The organism is Paenibacillus sp. NRS-1782, from assembly GCF_050467685.1.
Taxonomy (GTDB): Bacteria; Bacillota; Bacilli; order Paenibacillales; family Paenibacillaceae; genus Paenibacillus; species Paenibacillus terrae_A.
The window spans coordinates 1-21,422 of sequence record NZ_JBITPH010000035.1 but is presented as its reverse complement, the minus strand read 5'-3'; the positions used below and the strand labels follow the sequence as shown (position 1 = coordinate 21,422).

Below are 21,422 nucleotides of genomic sequence, written 5' to 3'. Positions count from 1 at the left end.
GGCAAGGCGTGTTGAGCCACAGCCCATGGAGAACGGCGATTTTTTTATTGCAGCGCCTGTATTTTCAAATAACATCACACACGAAAATGGGATACCACCTGATTGAGCGTGTCAGAAACACCTGTAAGCGACTTCGCTGAGCTATCCAGACTTTCCAACGCTTTCAGTTGCCGTTCAGATCGTTCGGAGGCTTGCCCAGCATGTTCAGCAGAAGCTTTTGCAATATCGGCAAGGTAACTAATAGATGCCGCAACTTCCTCTGAGCCTGCTGACATTTACGGCAAGCTTGCCGATCTCTGAAGCCACAACAGCGAACCCTCGGCCATGCTCCCCCGCACGTGCGGCCTCAATGGAAGCATTCAGCGACAGCAGCTTGGTCTGCCCGCTAATTTCCTGAATGATCCCGATAATACTGCCGATCTGGGCCGACCGTTCATTCAACGAACCTACTACCTTACCTGCTTCATCCATAGATACCTTCGCTTTGTGCATTCCTCGGGTGACCTCAGTCAAACGTTCATTTCCTTGATGAGCCTTATGTTCAATGCCTGTGGTAGCTTCAGATACCTGCTGTATGGATTCGGCAATACGTTGAACGCCAACAGCCATTTCCTCCATCGCAGTCGCACTCTCTGCCGCAGCAGCCAACTGTAGTTCTGCGCCTTTTTTGACCTGAGCCAGCTCGTCAGCATTGTGCTTCGCATCCTTAGATGCGCCAGAAATATCCTGGGAAATAGTTAAGGATACCGTCGTAATCACGCTGGATTCTTCGCTCAAGCGACTTGCCATCCCTCTTGTAGCAGCAATCACCTCATTAATTCCCTCTGCCATTTGACCAAACTCATCTTTACGATGATGAGATACTTCAACTGTATAATCTCCAACGGCCATGCGATTCGTCATCTGCATTATTTTTTTAATCTCTCTGACCATCCCCAAATTGCTAACCAGCAAGGCCCCCATGATCAGCAGGATTCCGATAGCACTAACGATAAGGAGCAGTTTAAGCATTTCGTTCGCAGGACGATTCAGCTCCGAATCCGGCAGCAGCACCCCAATTTTCCAACCGGTTTACGGTATTGTATCATACAATATCTGATAATCCTCATTCCCGATGGACGCGGACAACTGCCCGGAAGCACCATTTTGGATAGCTTCTGCCTCCTCCATACCCAACACTTTCGCCAGTGGTTCACCTGCTTTTATGGATTGGAGTCCCGATGACAGGATCGCTCCATTCTTGTCCATCAAAACCGCGCTTCCTTGGGCACCGAATTTCATCCGTTCGATATAGGCTTGAATACTCGCCATACTTAAGTCACCCGTAATGACACCCATCAGCTTACCTGTTCGGTCATAAAATGCTTTTCCGGCAGTAATCATATTTACTTTCATTTTGGAATCGTAAAAGGGCTCCGTAAAGTTTATTTCTTTACCTCGCTCAACAGCCCCTGTATACCACAACTTTGTTAAATAGTTATATTGGGGATCATCATATTCAGTCGTTTGCTTCATTTGTTTACCATCTCTATACACATAATTGGATCGATATGTCGTATCAGGCTCATACGCATCCTTGGCGAAAAAAACACCCAGACCATAGGTCATATCATTCAATGCCAACTCTTGTTCATACAAATGACCATAATTTTCAATTTTCGTTCCTGTCCCCAGCTGTTCTGCACTCTTGGCCAGCATGGAGACAAGTAAAGCATGCCGATCCACATTAGCTGCAATATCTGCTTTAACTCCCGACAGAGAATGGGTAGCATTCTGGCTAATTTCCGCGTCCAACTTTTGCTTAGCGAAAAAGTAAGACAAAAAACTGATTAAAATCAGAGTCAGAAGCACAAGGGGAACCAAGGTAGAGAATGTTCGTGCTTGTAAGCTTTTAAATTGAAATGTACGCAATATGACCACCCCTGCCCCTTTTTATTGTTTATCGACAATTCGTTCATTTTTTTTATAACGATTTTCGTGAATGAATTCTAAACAAAAATAGCCCGATGGAGCAACTCTTTAAGAAAAGAGAGGTTCCATCGAGCTATTTAGGTTATTCATGCTCAAATATTTCCCGGGAAACCCCCAGGCTTTAAAGCGCTTAGTACGTAATCAACGTAAATACATCTACGTCAGGCAATTTCGCTCGTCCATTCAGATCAGACAGCTCAATAAGAAAAGCAGTCCCTACCACATTTCCACCAAGCTGACGTACCAAATTCACTGATGTAGCGATGGTTCCGCCTGTAGCAAGCAGATCATCCGCAATCAAAACATTTTGTCCCGGCTCAATTGCATCCTTATGCATAGCCAGCATGTCCTTGCCGTATTCCAAGCCGTATGCTTCCTCGATAGTATCACCAGGCAGCTTGCCACTTTTACGGATGGGAATAAAACCAACTCCAAGCGCATAAGCCAGAGGCGCACCTACAACGAATCCACGTGCTTCGGGACCTGCAATCAGATCAATTTTCAAATCCGATACCAGTTCCTTCATATCATTGATTGCCTTGCGGTACAGTTCTCCATTTTTCATCAGGGTCGTAATATCCTTAAAACTAATCCCTGGTTGTGGAAAATCGGGAATCACCCGAATATATTCTTTGTAGTCCAACTTAGTTCCTCCTACTGTAAACTTCTAATTAGTATGTCCAGCCTACATCATTGACTTTGAGGGTATGCCTCAAGACGCGCCCTTCATAAGCGACATAATCCAGCTTGTCATCTGGGTTGTATCCGCATCCAGTAAATAACGCTCCATTTCAGCCATATCATGCAATTCCTGATAACGTGGAGAAGCCGTTAAATCTCGCTTGGGTGGATTGGAAACAAAACAGAATCGCCCTTTTGTACGCGTTATAAACTCAAGCTCCTCGAAAATGTCCAGCACTTTAGATAGCATTCGTACTGAACAGGAGCATTGGCGGCTAAGAGCAGGCAGCATGGCTTTTTCGTCCACAGGCTGCGTCCCTACTTGGGAAAGCACAACGTAAATACGCTTAAACAGCTCCCTGTCCGGGCTGACGAGCCGACCGCCTCGTTCACTGACCGAATGAAGAAGAAACACATTCTCCACATCTTCAAACGTAGACCACAATGCCTGCAACTGCTCTGGCGTATCTGGTGGCTCCAGCACGAACAGTGACTTTACAGAGTGCTGCGTATCCCTTCGATCATGACTGGGAGTAACGCCGCCCTCCTTATCATATACCCATATGGATTCGACGTTCACTGGACGAGACGGACGGAGCCTGGACGATGGATGCATCACAACAGCAACGTCATTTTTTCGTGCTTCTATACGAGGATGAAAAATCTTAAGCCCCCGCTCCAGCTCGGCAAAAGGGTCCGATACTCCCCGATAATCAAAAATTTGCGGAGCCTGTACACGGATATCCTGCATCATCAGCTGGAGGGAGCGTTTGCCGTTCCACTCATTAATAGAAAGCTCGCCCATCAGATCAAGCTCAGTTTGCTGCTGCAAAAAATCGGCCAGATCACCACGTCGAAAGGCAACCGCATCCAGCGATAATCCGTTCTGCTCCAGCAACAGCTTGACATGATTTTTCTCACGCCCCATTTTACGGGCCTCACGCAATTGAAGACCCTGTAACACGAAACGTGGAGAAGGATTCCCCATACCAAAGGGCTGTAGTAACTCCAGTTCTTCAACCACCTGTAAAGATACCTCGTCCAAACGACAGACCATGTCTGCCTCGGCTACAGGAACGAGATTGTCTAGCGTCAAAATGGAAGCGGCATAGCGATTTAACCGTTCCTCAAATAATGCCAGATTGTCGCGAGACAGCGTCATACCCGCAGCCGAAGGATGACCGCCAAAGTGCTCCATCAGGTCATGACTGTCTGTCAGAGCACTATAAATATCCAAGGCCGGAATAGAACGGGCAGACCCTTTGCACATTCCTGTCTCTGTATCTATGCCCAGAATAATGGTTGGACGATAATAGCGATCCAGCAACTTGGATGCCACAATCCCCACGACACCCACGTTCCAGCCTTCACCTGCCAATACGATGACAGACGGCAGCGTGCTTCCATTCAGCTTGGCTGCCAGCTGCTGCTCGGCTTGCTCTACAATACGTTCAACCACTTGCTGACGCTCCCGATTGAGCAGATCCAGCGCATGCGCGAGCTGATCCGCTTCTCCCTCCTGCTCTGTCGTCAAAAGGGAGACCGCCCGTCCTGCATGATCCAGACGTCCACTGGCATTAATCCGGGGAGCCAAGGCAAATGCAATGTTGACAGAGGTCACTGTAGACATATCCACTCCCGCTACACCAAGCAACGCCCGAATACCCGGAAACGCAGAGCTTCTCATCGACTGAATCCCTCTGCGTACCATCGTTCGGTTCTCACCATGTAACGGCATCAGATCAGCTACCGTACCGATAGCAGCAATTTCAAACCATTCCTCGGGTACTTCACCCAGCAGCGCCTGTGCCAGCTTTAGAGCGACACCTACACCAGCAAGACCCTTGAATGGATAGGGACATCCGGGTAGCTTAGGATTGATCAGAGCATACGCTTCAGGAAGTACAGCAGGAGGCTCGTGATGGTCTGTAACAATAACATCCATACCCAAGGTTGCCGCATAAGCGATTTGCTCTACTGCACTAATTCCCGTATCCACTGTAATGACGAGCGTAATCCCCTGCTGGTTAGCCCAATCAAGGGCATGATTGTGCAGTCCATATCCCTCATTGGAGCGGTGCGGAATATAAATATCATACGAAGCTTTCAGGAAGCGCATAAGCTGAATCATCAATGACGTACTGGATACCCCGTCCGCATCATAATCACCATAAATTAATATGTGTTCGCCACGTTCTAACGCCCTACTGATCCTTGGCACTGCCTCTTGCATGCCCAGTAGCAGAAAAGGGTCGTGTATGTCGTCTACACTTCCGTACAAAAAGCGGTTTGCTTCCCCGGCCGTAGTGACACCCCGATTCACTAGCAGCCGAGACAACAATGGTGAAATCCCCAGCTCTTCCGTCAACGACTGAGCCGCTTCCAGGTTAACCTCTGGGGTCTTCCATCGGTACTGCGAATGAAGCAATCCTATTCACCTTTCTTTCATAGTCGCCCTGCTATTATTGCAGCAAGGACGACACATCATTATCCGGTAGCTCATGATTAGACTTGTAAGGATACCCGGCTTGATAAGAAACGAACTGCATCTGTACATGGGTCACCTGCGGAAAACGTGCCAGTAGCAGATTTTTTGCCCGATCAGCAATTTCCTGCGCTTCTTGCACGGTAATCCGGGGATTCACGCTAATGGTTACATCCACAGTTATAAAATGACCTGCTTCCTGTGCATGCAGATGCTCAACTGTTACGATACCATGCACCCGCTGTATCGTCTCCATAAAGCGTTGTGAGTCTTCCTCACGCAGAGGTTGTGCAGGAGCCGGATAGGCGGTATTCAGTACCATCAGATATCCTTTACGCAACACTAGACAAGCTACCAGCAACGCAGCGGTCGGGTCAAGATATAATAATGCTGGCCATTCCATCGCTTCGCCTGTCATTGCCCCAATCATGCCGATCAAAGCAATCAGCGACGCATACAGCGAATACCGTTCATGATTAGCGTACAAATCTGCTTCAGTCTTATGACCATGTTTAATGGAGTAGCGGTATTGAAACTGAAACAGTGACTCTCTCAGTACCAAAGCAGTGAAAGCAGCAATTAGTGCATACAGACCTGGAGCCTGCGGGTCTGGACTGCTTAAAGAACGAACAGCCGATATGCCCAACTGAAGACCACTCATTAGAACCAATATAGCCAGTACCACCGATATGACAGTCCGGACTTTTTCACCGTTTCGCAACCATGCCAGTATACCATGCTCTGCTGCACCTTTGGAAAACAAAAGCTCCTTCAAACGGGAAGCACTATCCGCAGCCGTGTGCAGCGCATCCCCCATCAACGCCTTGCTGTTTGCCGTATAACCAACGGTTCCCTTTAGAACAGCCAGTGCAAGATTACCCACAATCCCGCTCCACGCCGCAGTTTCCAATGATCGGCTGCGTTCGCTATTCACAACGTCTCCTCCTCAATCCTGAACTGACAATTCCCCGGTAATGCTCTATGTCAAATTCTCCAAACCTTAGAAAACCGCGCCCATGCAGACGCGGCTTTCTCTTTCATTCATACTGTTGTGAAATTAAGCGTAATTTAAGACTTTTCAATCTTGGCCACACTGCCGCCAGTTGCCGAAGGCTTCTGTTTTCCTTTCAAAGCTACCCACAACGGGCTGGCAATGAAGATGGAAGAATAAGCACCGAACAACAAACCAATAACCATCGCAAGCGAGAACATCCGAATTGACTCTCCGCCAAAAATGAACAAGCACACGGAGGCAATAAACACAGTAAACACCGTTGCAAGTGAACGAGTCATTGTCTGTGCAATACTGTGATCGACCACCTGTTCCAAGTCGTCCCTGGACTTCTTCTTGGCAAATCGTAAATTTTCCCGAATACGGTCAAAAATAACGACGGTGTCATTAATGGAGAAGCCGACAATCGTCAGAATTGCCGTAATAAAGGTCAAATTCACCTCAAGTCGGAAGATGGAGAAAATACTGATAACGAGAAACGCATCATGCAATAGCGAAACGATGGCTGCAATGGCGAACCGCCATTCAAACCGGATCGAGATATAGGCAGCGATGGCTACACAGGCCAGCAAAATTGCCCATATTGCATTTCGCTCCAGCTCTTGCGCCATTTCCGTATCCACCGTATTAACCTCAAAGGAAGCCTTTGGATCAAGCTCTTTATTAAAAGATGTTTTAAAATCATTCACTTGCTGATCCGTCAGTACCTGCGAAAAGCGAATACCAAAGCGTTCTTTACCCGGCGTATAATCCACCTCTTTGCCGATACCCTTCTTGTCCAGCAAAGTTTGAATCTGTTCTTGTGTAACTGCTTTAGTCAAATTGACATCCACGTTGGAACCGGAACGAAAGTCAACACCGTAATTCAAACCAAATATGGACAAACTCAAAATGCCTAGCAGCGTAAGAATAATTGAGAATGTGTAAAACCATTTGCTCATCTTGACATATTTATAGTCCCAATTAAAGCGCACTGATATCACTCTCCTTCACACCAAAATACTTGGGCTTCTTCACAACATCCGCTTTAACCAGCAGATTGAGCAAGAAACGGGAGAAGAAGATATTCGTCAAAATACTGGTGACAATATCAACGATGAGCACCAGAGCGAAACCTCTAACCGAGCCTGTTCCCAGACCGAACATAACAGCAGCCGCTATAATGGTTGTAATATTGGCGTCCATAACGGTACGGAATGAGGCTTTACCGCCTGCGATGACAGAAGAACGAATCGTCTTACCTGTCTTGATTTCTTCTTTAATCCGCTCATACGTAATGATATTGGCATCGACTGCCATCCCGATCCCCAGCACGAACGCTGCAATACCCGGAAGCGTGAGTACAAACCCGCCCAAGTAGAAGATGGCAAGCACCAGCCAGGTATGAACGATGAGACAGAAGCTGGCAACCAGTCCCGGTACACGGAACATCAAAATCATGAATACCAGAATAATGATCGAACCAATCAAACCGGCACGGATCGTCTGATCCAGTGACAATTGGCCCAGTGTAGCGCCTACACTCTGGGAATATTTTTCCGTCAGTTTGAGCGGAAGTGCTCCCAGGTTAATCGTATCGGCCAGCTTGTTCGCTTCATCACGAGTATAGTTACCTGTGATCGACGCACTGCCATCCGTCAGTTCTCCACGTACCGTAGGTGCAGAAAGTAATTCCTGATCCAGAAAAATAGCCAACTCTTTGTTAAGAAGTCGCTTTGTGATCTCTGCAAACTTGGCTTTGTCTTTCACTTTGATACTAATTTCAGGTTGGTTCAGCTGGTCAAAGCCAACAACAGCGCCATTCTCCACAAAATCATTACCACGAAGCTCAACTTTGCTGTATTGGCCCGGCTTTTTAGCATCCGCTGCCGTCGCACTGCGGAACGTTAGCTCGGCAGGCTTTTTCAGCATGGAGCGGACTTCTGCCTCATTGGAGACACCAGCAAGCCGCACACGAATACGGTTGGTGCCCTCTGTTGTTACTTCCGGCTCAGTCGTACCGAGCGCATTAATCCGTCTCTCCAGACTTTGAGCTGTTTGTATGAGAGACTGTCTGGTTACACTCTGCCCGGCTTCCAAAGGCTGGGCTTCATATAAAATTTCAAAGCCTCCCTTTAAATCGAGGCCTAGTTTTAAACTGTTCAGCAGGCCCGGGCTTGTCCCAACCATAACACCAGTGGTTATGAGCACGACCACGATGAAACTTAGAATTCTCTTCATTCCGTCCCATGTTCCCCTTTCATTCTCAATATTCCTATTATAGCTACCCCTCAAAAAGCAGTCAATTTGAACGCAAAAAAAGACCCCCTTCTATTCGAAAGTGGAGCCCCGTAATGCGGACATTGTCAAATAGTTCATAAAGCTCGTCGCTTTAAGGGAAAGTATATCGTTAACGAGCTTGTGCAGCGGAGGAATACCCTCCTTTTCATATTTATGGCTTACGCAATTCCACACGTCCTTGCTTGTGACATGCTCATAGCCTACGAGAATCAACTCGTCCGCCTTGCTTTGACACAGCATCTCAATTGCGTCATCCCAATCCTGCTCATCCAGCTCTTCCATACCCACGATGGCCGTTCCTCCTCCCAGCGACTCCGGTTCCGCAGATCAGCAATTAGCGGGGTTATTGACTGCTTTATAGAACATTTCTGCCCTGATCCTGGAAAACCCTTCTTTTTCGTCGAAAATAGCCGTAAACCAACAATATATGCATTCATTTCGATCGTCAATAGCAGAATTCACCACTCCCCCTCTGGTTATCCTGATCCCTCTGCTTTCATTCGGAAAAGCTTGTCATGAACATGGACAGGTCTGGCATATCTTTTAAAGTAACACATAGACGCGGAATTCATTTTGGGGAAGAGGGAGTTGCGATTGAAAAAGCAGACATTCATCCATGGAGCAATTATTTTATTAGCGGCTGGAATTATCAATCGGCTGCTGGGTTTTATTCCGCGAATCGCGCTCCCGCGTATTATCGGTCCCGAAGGAGTCGGCTTGTACCAACAGGGGTATCCCTTTTTTATCGTGTTGGTAACCCTTATTACCGGAGGGATACCACTTGCCGTAGCCAAGCTTGTAGCCGAATCTGAAACGGCTGGTCAGCCTGAAATATCACGGCGTATTTTGCACACAAGTCTGCGTTTCACCGTTACACTTAGCCTGCTGGCCATGGTGCTCTGTCTTCTCTTTGCCCCCTGGATTACAAGCCACCTGCTGACAGACAGCCGTGTTTATTATACATTTGTCAGCATGAGTCCGATGATTGTTATTGTTGCTGTTTCCTCTGCCTACAGAGGCTATTTTCAGGGAAAACAAAATATGATTCCGTCCGCAAGCTCCTCCATTGCGGAGACTGTCATGCGCATTTTTTGCGTCATCTGGTTTGCTTATCTGCTCCTTCCGTATGGCATGGCCTATGCTGCTGCGGGCGCGATGCTCGGTGCGCTGGCGGGTGAACTCATTGGCATGATTGTTCTTCTGTGGCAATACAAGTGGAACCAGCAAAAAGTTCATATACCCCAACCAGAAGTTTCTCCATCTTCAGGTGCTCATTCCGAACAACCGTCTGTGTTGTCACGGCTTCTGTCTATATCGGTTCCCGTAACAGCCGGAAGACTTGTAGGATCGTTGTCCTATTTGCTCGAATCTATTCTATGTATGCGTAGCCTGGCCGTAGCAGGTATTGCCACCGGAGTGGCAACCGCCCAATACGGAGCCATGCAGGGTATGATCATTCCAGTGTTATTACTGCCTGGTGTCCTCACCAGTTCACTGGCTGTTTCCCTTGTACCTTCTTTATCCGAAGCTGCTGCCAAGGGACAATTGACAGCCATTCATAAGCGATTGCATCAATCCCTTCGGCTTGCTTTAGTTGCAGGAGCCCCTTTTGCTGTCATTATGTACGTATTGGCAGAGCCTCTGTGCCTACTCCTCTACAACAATGGCGACATTGCGGGCATGCTTAAGCTCATGGCTCCTTTTGCTCTTTTTATGTACATTCAGGCCCCGCTTCAGGCAGCACTTCAGGCTCTGGATCGTCCCGGAAGCGCCTTATTCAATACCTTTGTCGGAGCCGTTTTCAAAATCGTGCTTATCGTCTGGCTTGCTTCCCAGCCTCAATACGGTATTTATGGAGCTGTCATTGCCATTTGTATCAACAGTTCCATAGTCACTCTTTTGCATGGCTTCAGTGTAAGCAGACTACTTCGGTTTAGAGTGCGGCTGCTTGATTTCTGGAAAACCGGAGTCGGCATGATTATCATGGCGGCTGCCGTCTTATATACTTACAGACATCTAGCGTTTTTCAGTCAAATGTGGCTGCAATTTCTTTTCGCCGCAGGCTTGGGCATTATTCTGTACCTTTTTCTGATGACTCTGACCAAAATGATTGACTGGGGCAACCTCAACCGTATCCCCGTCCTGAGAAGATGGTTTAAAGCATAGCAGGCTTAATTAGAGGATTCCCCAAAGGCAGGCGGCGTAATATATACATCGCCTTTATGGTTAACCGAGCACAAGAAAACATCCTTAAAATCCTTATGTCCTTGAGCTTGAATCTGATTTTTAAGCCAAAAACGGTTCATATCCATGCGCTCCAAATTTCGATCCAGCACCTTGCCATCCATAATCAACGGAATGGGAAGACCCTCATATCTAAACTTCCCGCCGATTTGAGGCGAAGGATGGACTTTATTCTCCTGTTGATCATTGTTTATCAAATTCGTTTGTTCTAAATTTGGTGTCTGCTTTTCAGATTCACTATTTCCAACTTCATCATCTTTACGTATGACCGTGAGCTTGCCTGTCGTTTCCAAAATAACATATTCTACATCGTCCAAGCCTTCGATATTTTGTTCCCGAAGTTGTAACAGCAGATCATCTAAATTGTAGCGTTGCTTCAGCATTTCTCCTCTGTTTATTTGTCCATTGGAGAACAATACACTGGGCTTACCATCAAACAGCAGCCGTAGACGCCGACTTTTAAGACTGAAATACGAAATGCCGATCTGCAAAATCAGAAGCACGCCCAAAGGAATCAGACCTTCATACAACGGACGTTTTACATCTTCCAAACTAAATACAGCGATTTCCGCAATCATAATGGATATCACGAGGTCAAAAACAGATAATTTTCCGATCTCCCGTTTACCCATTAAGCGCATAACCAGAAATACAATAAAATACATGAGCAACGTTCGAAATACATGTGCAAAAATATCGTGCCCCAACATGTCGCCTCCTCCTGTACTTGCGACAAGACATTCGCCGTTCATTGTACACGTATTCTGACCGTTTCTCATATCAACCATACAAAAATCAAAAGGTTAAATTATTCAAATAAAGACAAAGACTGCTTACGACTTGGTACTAAGCCGGGAGGCTTGGCCATAGAATTATAATAGTTCAAACCTTGGTACAGGAGGAATTATCAATGGAGCTCATTCGCCGCTGGTGTTCGTTTCGTCTGGCCCATCCCATTTTATCCGGCTTGTTTTATGCTTTTGCATGGATGCTTCTGGGCGCATTTATCCTTTCGCTACTCTTGTGGCTGACACAGATGCAGGAACAGGATTTATCGTTGTATACGTACATCGTTCATGCATTCGCCATGGTATCTGGCGGCTTCGTCGCCGGTAAAAGATCTACGAACAAAGGCTGGTATCAAGGCGGTATTACAGGCATCCTGTATGGGCTAATCGTGCTGCTGGTCGGTTTTCTGGCACTGGATGCAGGCATGAACGCCAAGGATCTTTTGCACCTGGGAATTGCCTTTATCATTGGAGCCGGGGGCGGTATGTTTGGGATTAACCTGAGCAAATAATCAAAATGTATGTGGCGAAACAACACAAAAAACCGAGCCCTACTCCAAGGCTCGGTTTTTGCATGTTATGCTAATATTCTATGATTTGGAAACAACTTCCTCGGAAGCAGAATCTTTTGCAATCGCATTGCTGATTGCGCTGCGATCAAAGGTTAGCTTCGTAACATCATTGACACGCAAAACGACCACATCATCCGTAATCTCCAAAATTGTACCGTGAAGACCTCCGATTGTAATCACTTTATCACCCTTTTTCAAGGCTTGAAGCATCGTTTGACGCTGCTTCTGTTTTTTCTGATTCGGACGAATCAGCAAGAAATAGAAGATTACAAACATCAGAGCCAGTGGCCAAATCATTTGAAAAAGCCCCCCAGCTCCACCAGGTGCAGCTGCAGCTGTAGCAAATTGAAACATATTAAATCCCCCTTTCGTATACTCTCCCCTAAAACTTAAAAACCTTTATCATTATCATGAAGACCATACTGCTCAAAAAATTCATCGCGGAAATCAAGCAGTCTGTCATCCATAATCGCTTGTCTGACATTGCGCATCAATTGAATTAAGAAATGCAAATTATGATACGTTGTCAGTCGGAGCCCGAAGGTTTCATCCGCTTTAATCAAGTGTCGTAAGTAAGCACGTGAATAATTACGACAGGTATAGCAATCACAAGCCGGATCAAGCGGACCGAAATCTCTTGCATATTGGGCATTGCGAACGACAAGACGGCCTTGGCTGGTCATCGTCGTCCCGTTGCGAGCAATTCGTGTTGGAAGTACGCAATCAAACATATCCACACCACGGATAGCGCCTTCAATTAAGGCATCCGGAGAACCTACGCCCATCAAGTAGCGTGGCTTGTTAGTGGGAAGCAGAGGAAGCGTATAATCCAGCACTTCATACATCAAATGCTTCGGTTCACCTACGCTCAGTCCACCAATAGCATACCCCGGGAAATCCATGGAAGTCAAATCCGCCGCGCTCTGCTTTCGCAGATCTTCATGCATCCCTCCCTGAACAATGGCAAACAACCCTTGATCAAGAGGACGCGCATGCGCCTCCAAACAGCGCTCAGCCCAACGGCTGGTGCGTTCCAACGACTTTTTCACATACTCATATTCAGCCGGAAAAGGAGGACATTCATCAAAGGCCATCATAATATCCGAGCCGAGCGAGTTTTGAATTTCCATGGCCACTTCTGGCGAAAGAAACTTCTTATCTCCATTCAAGTGGGAGCGAAAATGAACGCCCTCCTCCGTAATTTTACGCATTTCACTCAATGAAAACACTTGAAACCCGCCGCTGTCCGTTAAAATAGGACGATCCCAGTTCATAAACTTGTGCAGCCCGCCTGCTTCACGAATAATATCGTGACCAGGTCGAAGAAACAGATGATACGTATTACTCAAAATAATATGAGCATCCATTTCTTTCAGTTCCTCAGGACTCATCGTTTTAACTGTAGCTTGTGTCCCTACAGGCATAAAGGTTGGTGTCTCAATAACCCCGTGAGGTGTATGCACACGACCGAGACGAGCACCCGATTGTTTGCAGGTTTTAATATGTTCGTATCTTATTGCTGGTGCCATATTTTCTCTACCATCCTTAATTAATAAATGAACATTGCGTCCCCAAAGCTGAAAAACCGATATTCCTGGTCAATCGCCTCCTGGTAAGCATGCATAATATTCTCCCTGCCCGCCAGTGCGCTGACCAGCATAACCAATGTGGATTTAGGCAAATGAAAATTCGTAATCATCGCATCTACCACACGGAATTCATAACCTGGATAAATAAAAATCTGCGTCCAGCCGCTGCTGGCCTGTAATAGTTCGTCACCGAATGTATTGCCCACCGTCTCCAGCGTCCGACAACTGGTTGTCCCCACCGCTACGACTCTTCCGCCACGCGCTTTGGTTTCATTCAGCACATCTGCCGTTTCCTGTGACAATGAATAATATTCTTCATGCATCACATGCTCTTCAATCGTATCCACAGACATGGGTCTGAACGTTCCTAAACCGACGTGAAGGGTGACAAAAGCAATGGAAACACCCTTTTCTCTAATTCGGTCCAGCAATTCCTCTGTAAAATGTAAACCTGCGGTTGGAGCCGCGGCTGAGCCTTCGTGCCGGGCATAAACCGTCTGATAACGCTCACGGTCATCCAGTTGCTCCTTGATATACGGTGGAAGCGGCATTTTCCCAAGACGATCCAATATCTCCTGAAAAATACCTTCATATGAGAATGAGAGCACTCTTCCGCCCATATCGCCTTCTTCCTCAATGACCGCCTTCAACTCATCACCGAAAACGATGACCGCGCCCTTTTTCAACTTCTTGCCGGGTTTGACCAATGCTTCCCATCGGTCACCCTCCAGTGGCTTGAGCAGTAACACCTCGGCCTTAGCTCCCGTGTCTTCCTTGATACCAAACAAGCGTGCAGGAATCACTCGCGTATCATTTAGCACCAGCGTATCGCCCGGTTGGAGATACTGCACAATATCTGAAAATGTATGATGACCCACTTCACCGCTACCCTTATTCAACGTCAGCAGTCTGGAAGCACTACGTTCAAGCAAAGGCGTCTGTGCAATTAATGTTTCAGGTAATTCAAAATCATAATCGTTTACGTTCATATATTGGTCAGTCCTTAACTATATCCACATTTTTGTAATAGTGTTGCAAAATTTTCTTGTAATCATACCCCTGATCAGCCAAACCGTTGGCTCCCCATTGTGACAAGCCCAAACCGTGACCATTCCCTTTGCCTGTAAAAATAAAGCTTTGCGTTTTGTCGATGACTCGCGCATGACGATCTTCATTCATGACAATCACCCCATTACCATTGGAAGTGCTGCTCCCTGATGCCGACAGGATTGAAGTTCCCTGTGCACCATTTACATGAGTAGTAGCCCCATCAGCGCCTAATACAGTATAACTGCCAGTACTCGCAATATCAAACAGCGTGCTCGGCAATCCTCCCATCGCTGAACGAAACATATCAGGATACTTCACCTTTAAAGGCGATCCGTTCGCTTCAACCTCCAGCACTCGTCCACTCGGACCGCGTTTGGTGACATCGAGATGGTCAATAGAGGACGGTACTGTGCCCGTTACTTTCCCTTGCAAGGATTTTACAAGCTGAGCAGCCGTAAAGGGTCCCCGCACCCATGCGTAGTCTCCAGATTGAGGCACCTTTTCCAATACAATCATTTCTTCGCCCGGTTGTACCTTGGCTACTGCTGACACGTTTGATTGAATTTGAGGAATGGGACGTACATTGGTATTTTCAGCAGTCACGGTGACCTTGTCTAGCCCCGCCTCTGTGACTCCCTCCAACTCCTTAACGTTATCTGCTCGGATATAGCCTGTCTTTCCACTCGAGAGAAGCACATGATACCACTCTTGTGCTCCTTTTTGCGCCGAAGTATCTCCAGAGCTATCTACGCTGGCAAACGCTTCGCCGCCACTATTCCACACCTCGGAAGCATCCGCTGTAACGCCACCCGCATTGGATGAAAATACAGCTTCGACCACCTTGCCACCACTTTTAATCACTTCACCAGCAGTTGCATCTACAGCCTCGCTAACATTCGCATGCTCTGAGCCTTTGCCGTTATAAGCCTGGCTTAACGTTCCATCCACCACGTTCCCGATCTGAAAACGATTGCCTTGGGCAAGCGCATAGCTGCGAGCCGCTACCGCTTGTGCCTTGAGTGCTTCACCCGGCCATGAGGAATAGACCTCAGCTCCTACCACGGAATACAAATACTGCTCCAACGGCACTTCGTTTACTAGCGCTAGCTGTCCTGACGTCATGCCAATCTCCATGTCTCCACGATATGTACGCTGTGATCTCTCAACCACTTGAATTCCATCGTTGTCTCCGTTGACAATAACCTTGCTATTATCAGAACCACTCAGCACGTAATGAGTCATCACCTGAGAGCCTGTCGTTACTCCTGCTTCCTGTCTCACAATCAGTCCAGTTTGAGTAGCGTTGACTTTAGAGAGGGTGAGTCGCGGTTGCTTGCTTTCCAGTTCTGTTTTCAAAGCGGACAACTTGCTGTCATTACTCTCTTCACCGATCCACACAGCATATTGACCTCTCGATTGAACTACGGTAAAAGCATCAAAACCTGCGGCAGCAATCGTCGTTCGGACGAGATTGGCCTCTTGCTCACTACCATAGTTCCCTGTAGACCAATGCTTGTTCCCCGTAACTTCCACCTGTGCTCCGGTTGCAGTAGAAATGCGCTGTACAGCGGCCTGTGCCGCCTGTTCACTCGCATATATTCCCGCATACACCTGATAGACAGAGCTACCGTTTTTCGAGCCAATAAAAACCGTCGGTTTATCATTGGTCTTCTGCAACACTTGAGCCGCTTTTATGGCAGCCGCTTCATTTCCTTCCAGTACCTTCACCCGATAGCTGTCTACACTAAAGCGTGCTGTGCTGTCCGGAAGTCCCGTCCAGGCCTGAAAGCTGCCCCCACTGTTTTGTCCGACACTCAAAGCCCCTGATGATTTCAAGGTAACAGCGGGTGTAGTCGCTTTATATTTGCTGCCCAGATCCGCAAAGATCACTACACGAATATCCTCTTGGGTGGCAGCGGCGTGAACAGTCGAAGACCAAGGCAAGCAAACTACAGCTAATACGATAGCCGCTGTTGCCCGTTTGGCCCGACACGCCCATGTGCCGAAAATTGTGTTTTGATTTAACGCCTTTTCACTCATTTCTGGCTCCCCCATTTCTGGCTGTCATAGCACGCATACTGCATGATTTGGCGGGGACTTAACTCATACCTGTCCCTTTTAATACATCGGCGAAATACGCCTAAACTTGAACCCGCTCAAATCTTAATTAAACGCACTCTCTTTTCCATACCATTCGTCTCACAATATCATACGAGTACATAGCCGTGTAATCACGTTAAGAACTAATTTCAGCTACATTTTTCTGTGTATGAGGCGATACTGCCTGTTCCATGTGATAAAAGTACACATTCCCTGCTCACCGTGAATCCGTTGGCATGGGAATTCCGAGGTGAGCATAGGCCGCCGGAGTCACCATCCGTCCCCGCGGCGTTCTTTGCAGAAGGCCGATTTGCAATAAATATGGCTCATACACATCCTCGATCGTCTGACTTTCTTCACCAATGGTCGCTGCAATTGTATCCAATCCCACAGGTCCGCCACGGAATGAATGAATCATCGCCTTAAGCATTTTATGGTCAATTTCATCCAGTCCGCGCGGATCAATTTGCAATCTCTTCAACGCCTCTGCGGCCAGCTCCGAATGAATAATACCGTCTCCTGCAACTTGGGCAAAATCACGTACCCTTTTTAACAGCCGATTCGCAATCCGTGGTGTCCCCCGTGAACGCAATGCAATTTCCTCGGCCGCATCCCCGACAATCTCAATCTCCATAATATCTGCGTTCCTTGATACGATGTAGGCCAGCTCGTCTGTCGTATAGAACTCCAACCGACTAATGACACCAAATCGGTCACGCAACGGCGCAGAAAGCAGCCCAGCGCGCGTAGTAGCCCCTATAAGCGTAAAGGGCGGCAAATCCAGACGAACCGAACGCGCACTCGGGCCTTTACCAATCATAATGTCCAGAGCAAAATCCTCCATTGCCGGATACATGACTTCTTCCACCGTACGGTGCAGGCGATGTATCTCGTCAATGAACAAAACATCGCCCTCTTGAAGATTAGTCAGCAACGCCGCCAGGTCCCCAGGTCTTTCAATTGCCGGGCCTGAGGTCGTGCGTAAATTAACACCAAGCTCGTTGGCGATAATATTGGCGAGCGTCGTTTTGCCCAGTCCAGGCGGGCCGTACAGCAGCACATGATCCAGCGCCTCTTTACGCATTTTGGCCGCTTCAATATATATTTTCAAATTTTCTTTCACCTGATTTTGCCCGATATATTCATTCAGATAACGGGGGCGAAGGCTTAGCTCCGCCGTCTGGTCTTCCATCATCAAATTGGCGGAAATAATCCGGTCATCCATATTCCATCGCTCCTCCTTTTCATCAGACTTCTTTAACGGACATCATCGTCCTATCCGGCAAACAACAGTTGCAAAGCCCGTTTCATCAAAATATCGGCAGATTCATCAGGTTTCGCGTCTTTCTTCATTCTGCTCCATACCATATCCAGCTCCGCATCTGTGTAGCCCAACGCCTTGAGCGCTTCTCGTGCCTCGCTCCAATAGGAACCCTCTTCCACGACAGGCTCCGCAAACAATCCGGTCGCAATGCTGACTGAGCCGATGCCGTCCAGCTTGTCCTTCAAATCCAGAATCATGCGCTGTGCTGTCTTTTTACCGATACCCGGCAGCTTGGTGAGAAACGCGATGTTCTCCTGATAGATTGCCGTTACCACATGAGTAGGTGTACCGCCTCCCAAAATACCAAGCGCCACACGCGGCCCAATTCCAGATACATCAATGAGCTTACGGAACAACTGCTGCTCCTCACGGGTCGCAAAACCGAACAATAAAATAGCATCTTCCCTTACATGATGGTGAATATAAATGACAACAGGCTTATCTGTTTTAACAAAGGCATAAGGATTCGGACAAAACACCCGGTACCCGACACCCTGCACATCCAAAACGACATATTCATTTTCCAAGTGAGCCACAGAACCACGCAAGAAATCTATCATTTTCGCAATACCTCATTTAACTTTGAATTTAGTCCATATGAATGCGCATGACAAATAGCCACTGCCAAAGCATCCGCCACATCATCCGGTTTGGGCACAACTTGAAGCTTCAGAAACATTCTAACCATTTCCTGTACCTGCTTCTTCTCAGCCTTTCCATACCCTACAATAGCCTGTTTCACCTGCATAGGCGTATATTCCCCTATAGGCAGACCACGTTGTTTCGCAGCCAGCACCAGCACACCGCGCGCCTGACTCACAGACATTGCGGTTGTTACGTTACGATTAAAAAAAAGCTTCTCCAGCGCTACCGCATCAGGCTTATATTTATCAATCAATTGCAGCATGCCCTCATACACATAAAGCAACCGCTCTTCTTCCGGTGTATGGGCCTCCGTCTGGATGCAACCGTATTGAACAGGAACCACCTTACTGCCAATCTTGTCTACAAATCCAAAGCCCACAATTGCAATACCCGGATCAATTCCTAGAAAACGCAAAAAAATCTCTCCCCTATCGCCAAAATACGGCGTTAACTAGCCATCAACGATCAATATCAAAACCATAATCATTGCCAAATACTAAACAAAGCGAACATATGTGTCGTTCATTTCATTATAACAAAACTTTGCATCTAATAGAGTAAAAAGTTTAACTCTAAGTTCATCACAAAAAAAGAGACGTTGTACGCCTCACCCCCCGGGCAAAGCCACACGCCTCCCACTTGCATGTAATCAATATTGCTGCTTCAATACCCGCTGTGTTCGTTCCACCGCAAAATCACCAAAAGTGGAGATCACGCTGTTGTATTCGTTCATATCCTGCACACGGATTCCCTGCTGGAGCTGCTCATACACTCCCTCGGGCAGAGCCGTCTCCATTGATCCCACATCCAGCTGAAAGAAAGTCCGAATTACTTTTTCTTTTTTAGGCGGTCCTTCAAACAAAGTAAGCTGTCCATCCATACTCATACCCATGTAGGCGTGCTGTTTGCATAACTCCGACAAATCCTCCACTTTACGCTCCAGCCACACCTCGCCCCTGGAATTTAACCGTCCCTTCCAATCGGGATGCTGCTTCAGCAAACTCTCTAACTGCTGAGAACTTAACGTTCCCAAAGAAAGTGTCTCTGTGCCACACACATAGGTAGTTAACAAATGAGTCTTTCTGCTGATGCCAGAAGCACGGATACTTTGCAATACCTGCACCTGCGAGGAATGCACTTCAGCCGGACTCGTGTGTGAAGGCTCCTCCGTATCAACGTCCGCCATAACGGTAGTAGCAAGGGACTGTGACATCATAGTCTGCATATAACGTGAAAACAGGATACCTAAACCTGCCAGCAAACAAGCCGATCCAAAAATAGTACAGGCCCACACCGTTCTTCTCCACTGCTTCCAGCGTCGTTTAATTTGTTTTTTCCAGCTTAATCGCTTCACAGTAATCCCTTCCGTCCCACTTTTTGTGTTAGTGTGACCTGACGATTACTGATTTATACAAAAAAAGACAAAAAATATAACAAAAAAAGCCGCTTCTTCAAGCGACTTTCCTTTTGAATCGGGATGACACGATTTGAACATGCGACCCCCTGGTCCCAAACCAGGTGCTCTACCAAGCTGAGCTACATCCCGAAATATATGCCGGTAAGAGGACTCGAACCTCCACGGTTTCCCTCACGATTTTGAGTCGCGCGCGTCTGCCAATTCCGCCACACCGGCTTATGAAGTTAAATGGCGCGCCCTGAGAGATTCGAACTCCCGGCCTTTTGATTCGTAGTCAAACGCTCTATCCAGCTGAGCTAAGGGCGCAAATATGGAGCGGACGACGGGAATCGAACCCGCGACCCTCGCCTTGGCAAGGCGATGCTCTACCGCTGAGCCACGTCCGCAATACAATGATATCCATGACATATAAATTCATGAATGGTGAGCCATGAAGGGCTCGAACCTTCGACACCCTGATTAAAAGTCAGGTGCTCTACCAACTGAGCTAATGGCTCCCAACAGGGTAATATAAATTTGTAAAAATGGCGGAACTGACGGGATTCGAACCCGCGATCTCCTGCGTGACAGGCAGGCATGTTAGGCCTCTACACCACAGTTCCAAAAGGATTTCCTTAGGGAAATGAATTGCGGGGACAGGATTTGAACCTGTGACCTTCGGGTTATGAGCCCGACGAGCTACCGAACTGCTCCACCCCGCGATAATATTAGGGAATTCTATATAATGATAAATGGTGGAGGCTGAGGGGCTCGAACCCCCGACCCTCTGCTTGTAAGGCAGATGCTCTCCCAGCTGAGCTAAGCCTCCATATTATGACCCGTAGGGGAATCGAACCCCTGTTACCTCCGTGAAAGGGAGGTGTCTTAACCGCTTGACCAACGGGCCTTAACAATAAATAATATCTGGCGGAGAGAGAGGGATTCGAACCCTCGAGACGCTTTTGGCGCCTACACGATTTCCAATCGTGCTCCTTCGGCCAACTCGGACACCTCTCCATATGGCTCCCCGAACAGGACTCGAACCTGTGACAACTCGATTAACAGTCGAGTGCTCTACCAACTGAGCTATCAGGGAATAACATAATCATTCATTCAAGGTTACACCCTGAAAACTGGATCCGAAACTTCATTGCGTCTTATTCTTAGGATAAGCCCTCGACCGATTAGTATTGGTCAGCTCCATGCATTACTGCACTTCCACCCCCAACCTATCTACCTCGTCGTCTTCAAGGGGTCTTACTATTTGGGAAATCTCATCTTGAGG

Annotated in this window: 20 protein-coding genes, 11 tRNA genes and 1 rRNA gene; 2 read left to right on the top strand and 30 right to left on the bottom strand. The window is 47.4% G+C overall.

Going from position 1 to position 21,422, the window contains the following annotated elements; genetic code table 11:
• Positions 1–74: 74 nt before the first annotated feature.
• The 9 genes from ACIFQM_RS13165 to ACIFQM_RS13125 form a co-directional block, all read right to left on the bottom strand.
• Entirely contained in the window at positions 75–275 is a 201-nt protein-coding gene (locus ACIFQM_RS13165) for a hypothetical protein (protein WP_430037462.1), read from the bottom strand.
• Positions 238–1,053: a methyl-accepting chemotaxis protein gene (locus ACIFQM_RS13160; protein WP_430037459.1), complete on the bottom strand. Its 816-nt coding sequence runs from the start codon at positions 1,051–1,053 to the stop codon at positions 238–240. Before ACIFQM_RS13160 ends, ACIFQM_RS13165 begins: the two co-directional genes overlap by 38 nt.
• A gap of 18 nt (positions 1,054–1,071) precedes the next feature.
• Positions 1,072–1,911, bottom strand: coding sequence for a PDC sensor domain-containing protein (locus tag ACIFQM_RS13155; protein WP_430037456.1), 840 nt, complete (start codon positions 1,909–1,911; stop codon positions 1,072–1,074).
• Between the two features lie 190 nt (positions 1,912–2,101).
• Entirely contained in the window at positions 2,102–2,614 is a 513-nt protein-coding gene (locus ACIFQM_RS13150) for an adenine phosphoribosyltransferase (protein WP_283652975.1), read from the bottom strand.
• Positions 2,615–2,683: 69 nt separating this feature from the next.
• Positions 2,684–5,080, bottom strand: a complete 2,397-nt coding sequence (gene recJ, locus ACIFQM_RS13145; protein WP_430037453.1) for a single-stranded-DNA-specific exonuclease RecJ — start codon at positions 5,078–5,080, stop codon at positions 2,684–2,686.
• Positions 5,081–5,114: 34 nt separating this feature from the next.
• Entirely contained in the window at positions 5,115–6,071 is a 957-nt protein-coding gene (locus ACIFQM_RS13140; protein ID WP_430037450.1) for a cation diffusion facilitator family transporter, read from the bottom strand.
• A gap of 134 nt (positions 6,072–6,205) precedes the next feature.
• Complete coding sequence (gene secF, locus ACIFQM_RS13135) at positions 6,206–7,123, bottom strand: protein translocase subunit SecF (RefSeq protein WP_430037447.1); 918 nt, start codon at positions 7,121–7,123, stop codon at positions 6,206–6,208.
• Entirely contained in the window at positions 7,113–8,369 is a 1,257-nt protein-coding gene (secD, locus tag ACIFQM_RS13130) for a protein translocase subunit SecD (protein ID WP_430037444.1), read from the bottom strand. The genes secF and secD overlap by 11 nt, the downstream gene beginning before the upstream one ends.
• Positions 8,370–8,459: 90 nt before the next feature.
• Positions 8,460–8,717 carry a post-transcriptional regulator gene (locus ACIFQM_RS13125; protein WP_013311570.1) on the bottom strand — a complete coding sequence of 86 codons (258 nt, stop codon included), beginning with the start codon at positions 8,715–8,717 and terminating at the stop codon, positions 8,460–8,462.
• Positions 8,718–9,023: 306 nt separating this feature from the next.
• Here ACIFQM_RS13125 and spoVB point away from each other — a divergent pair, with 306 nt between their 5' ends.
• The gene (spoVB, locus tag ACIFQM_RS13120; protein WP_430037441.1) at positions 9,024–10,595 is read left to right on the top strand and encodes a stage V sporulation protein B; all 1,572 of its coding nucleotides are present in this window, start codon (positions 9,024–9,026) and stop codon (positions 10,593–10,595) included.
• A gap of 5 nt (positions 10,596–10,600) precedes the next feature.
• On the opposite strand, the gene ACIFQM_RS13115 is transcribed toward spoVB, so the two are convergent.
• The gene (locus ACIFQM_RS13115; RefSeq protein WP_430037603.1) at positions 10,601–11,380 is read right to left on the bottom strand and encodes a YetF domain-containing protein; all 780 of its coding nucleotides are present in this window, start codon (positions 11,378–11,380) and stop codon (positions 10,601–10,603) included.
• 203 nt (positions 11,381–11,583) lie between these two features.
• On the opposite strand from ACIFQM_RS13115, the gene ACIFQM_RS13110 reads away from it, so the two are divergent.
• A complete protein-coding gene (locus tag ACIFQM_RS13110; protein WP_025681897.1) occupies positions 11,584–11,973 on the top strand; it encodes a TIGR04086 family membrane protein in 390 nt (129 codons plus the stop codon).
• A 78-nt stretch (positions 11,974–12,051) separates the two neighbouring features.
• Here the strand turns inward: ACIFQM_RS13110 and yajC are convergent, their stop codons facing one another.
• From yajC to ACIFQM_RS13010, 20 genes are all read right to left on the bottom strand, one after another.
• Positions 12,052–12,387 (bottom strand): preprotein translocase subunit YajC, encoded by a 336-nt coding sequence (gene yajC / locus ACIFQM_RS13105; RefSeq protein ID WP_430037439.1) that lies wholly within the window; start codon positions 12,385–12,387, stop codon positions 12,052–12,054.
• 35 nt (positions 12,388–12,422) lie between these two features.
• Positions 12,423–13,562, bottom strand: coding sequence for a tRNA guanosine(34) transglycosylase Tgt (gene tgt, locus ACIFQM_RS13100; RefSeq protein WP_430037436.1), 1,140 nt, complete (start codon positions 13,560–13,562; stop codon positions 12,423–12,425).
• Positions 13,563–13,582: 20 nt separating this feature from the next.
• Complete coding sequence (gene queA / locus ACIFQM_RS13095) at positions 13,583–14,611, bottom strand: tRNA preQ1(34) S-adenosylmethionine ribosyltransferase-isomerase QueA (RefSeq protein WP_430037434.1); 1,029 nt, start codon at positions 14,609–14,611, stop codon at positions 13,583–13,585.
• Between the two features lie 7 nt (positions 14,612–14,618).
• Positions 14,619–16,712, bottom strand: a complete 2,094-nt coding sequence (locus ACIFQM_RS13090) for a SpoIID/LytB domain-containing protein (protein ID WP_430037432.1) — start codon at positions 16,710–16,712, stop codon at positions 14,619–14,621.
• Between the two features lie 277 nt (positions 16,713–16,989).
• Positions 16,990–17,997 carry a Holliday junction branch migration DNA helicase RuvB gene (gene ruvB / locus ACIFQM_RS13085; protein ID WP_025681892.1) on the bottom strand — a complete coding sequence of 336 codons (1,008 nt, stop codon included), beginning with the start codon at positions 17,995–17,997 and terminating at the stop codon, positions 16,990–16,992.
• A gap of 50 nt (positions 17,998–18,047) precedes the next feature.
• Positions 18,048–18,656 (bottom strand): Holliday junction branch migration protein RuvA, encoded by a 609-nt coding sequence (ruvA, locus tag ACIFQM_RS13080; protein WP_430037428.1) that lies wholly within the window; start codon positions 18,654–18,656, stop codon positions 18,048–18,050.
• Positions 18,653–19,156: a crossover junction endodeoxyribonuclease RuvC gene (ruvC, locus tag ACIFQM_RS13075; protein ID WP_430037424.1), complete on the bottom strand. Its 504-nt coding sequence runs from the start codon at positions 19,154–19,156 to the stop codon at positions 18,653–18,655. Before ruvC ends, ruvA begins: the two co-directional genes overlap by 4 nt.
• Before the next feature lie 234 nt (positions 19,157–19,390).
• Positions 19,391–20,095, bottom strand: a complete 705-nt coding sequence (locus ACIFQM_RS13070) for a BofC C-terminal domain-containing protein (protein WP_430037421.1) — start codon at positions 20,093–20,095, stop codon at positions 19,391–19,393.
• Positions 20,096–20,213: 118 nt separating this feature from the next.
• Positions 20,214–20,287 (bottom strand) — tRNA-Pro (locus tag ACIFQM_RS13065).
• A 7-nt stretch (positions 20,288–20,294) separates the two neighbouring features.
• Positions 20,295–20,374, bottom strand: a tRNA-Leu gene (locus ACIFQM_RS13060).
• Between the two features lie 13 nt (positions 20,375–20,387).
• Positions 20,388–20,464: transfer RNA gene (locus ACIFQM_RS13055), tRNA-Arg, on the bottom strand.
• A gap of 5 nt (positions 20,465–20,469) precedes the next feature.
• A tRNA-Gly gene (locus ACIFQM_RS13050) sits at positions 20,470–20,544 on the bottom strand.
• Between the two features lie 35 nt (positions 20,545–20,579).
• Positions 20,580–20,655 (bottom strand) — tRNA-Lys (locus ACIFQM_RS13045).
• A 28-nt stretch (positions 20,656–20,683) separates the two neighbouring features.
• A tRNA-Asp gene (locus ACIFQM_RS13040) sits at positions 20,684–20,760 on the bottom strand.
• Between the two features lie 25 nt (positions 20,761–20,785).
• Positions 20,786–20,859: transfer RNA gene (locus tag ACIFQM_RS13035), tRNA-Met, on the bottom strand.
• A 31-nt stretch (positions 20,860–20,890) separates the two neighbouring features.
• A tRNA-Val gene (locus ACIFQM_RS13030) sits at positions 20,891–20,966 on the bottom strand.
• A 6-nt stretch (positions 20,967–20,972) separates the two neighbouring features.
• A tRNA-Glu gene (locus tag ACIFQM_RS13025) sits at positions 20,973–21,044 on the bottom strand.
• Between the two features lie 18 nt (positions 21,045–21,062).
• Positions 21,063–21,154: transfer RNA gene (locus ACIFQM_RS13020), tRNA-Ser, on the bottom strand.
• Positions 21,155–21,157: 3 nt separating this feature from the next.
• A tRNA-Asn gene (locus tag ACIFQM_RS13015) sits at positions 21,158–21,233 on the bottom strand.
• Positions 21,234–21,301: 68 nt separating this feature from the next.
• A 23S ribosomal RNA gene (locus ACIFQM_RS13010) occupies positions 21,302–21,422 on the bottom strand; the annotation flags it as partial.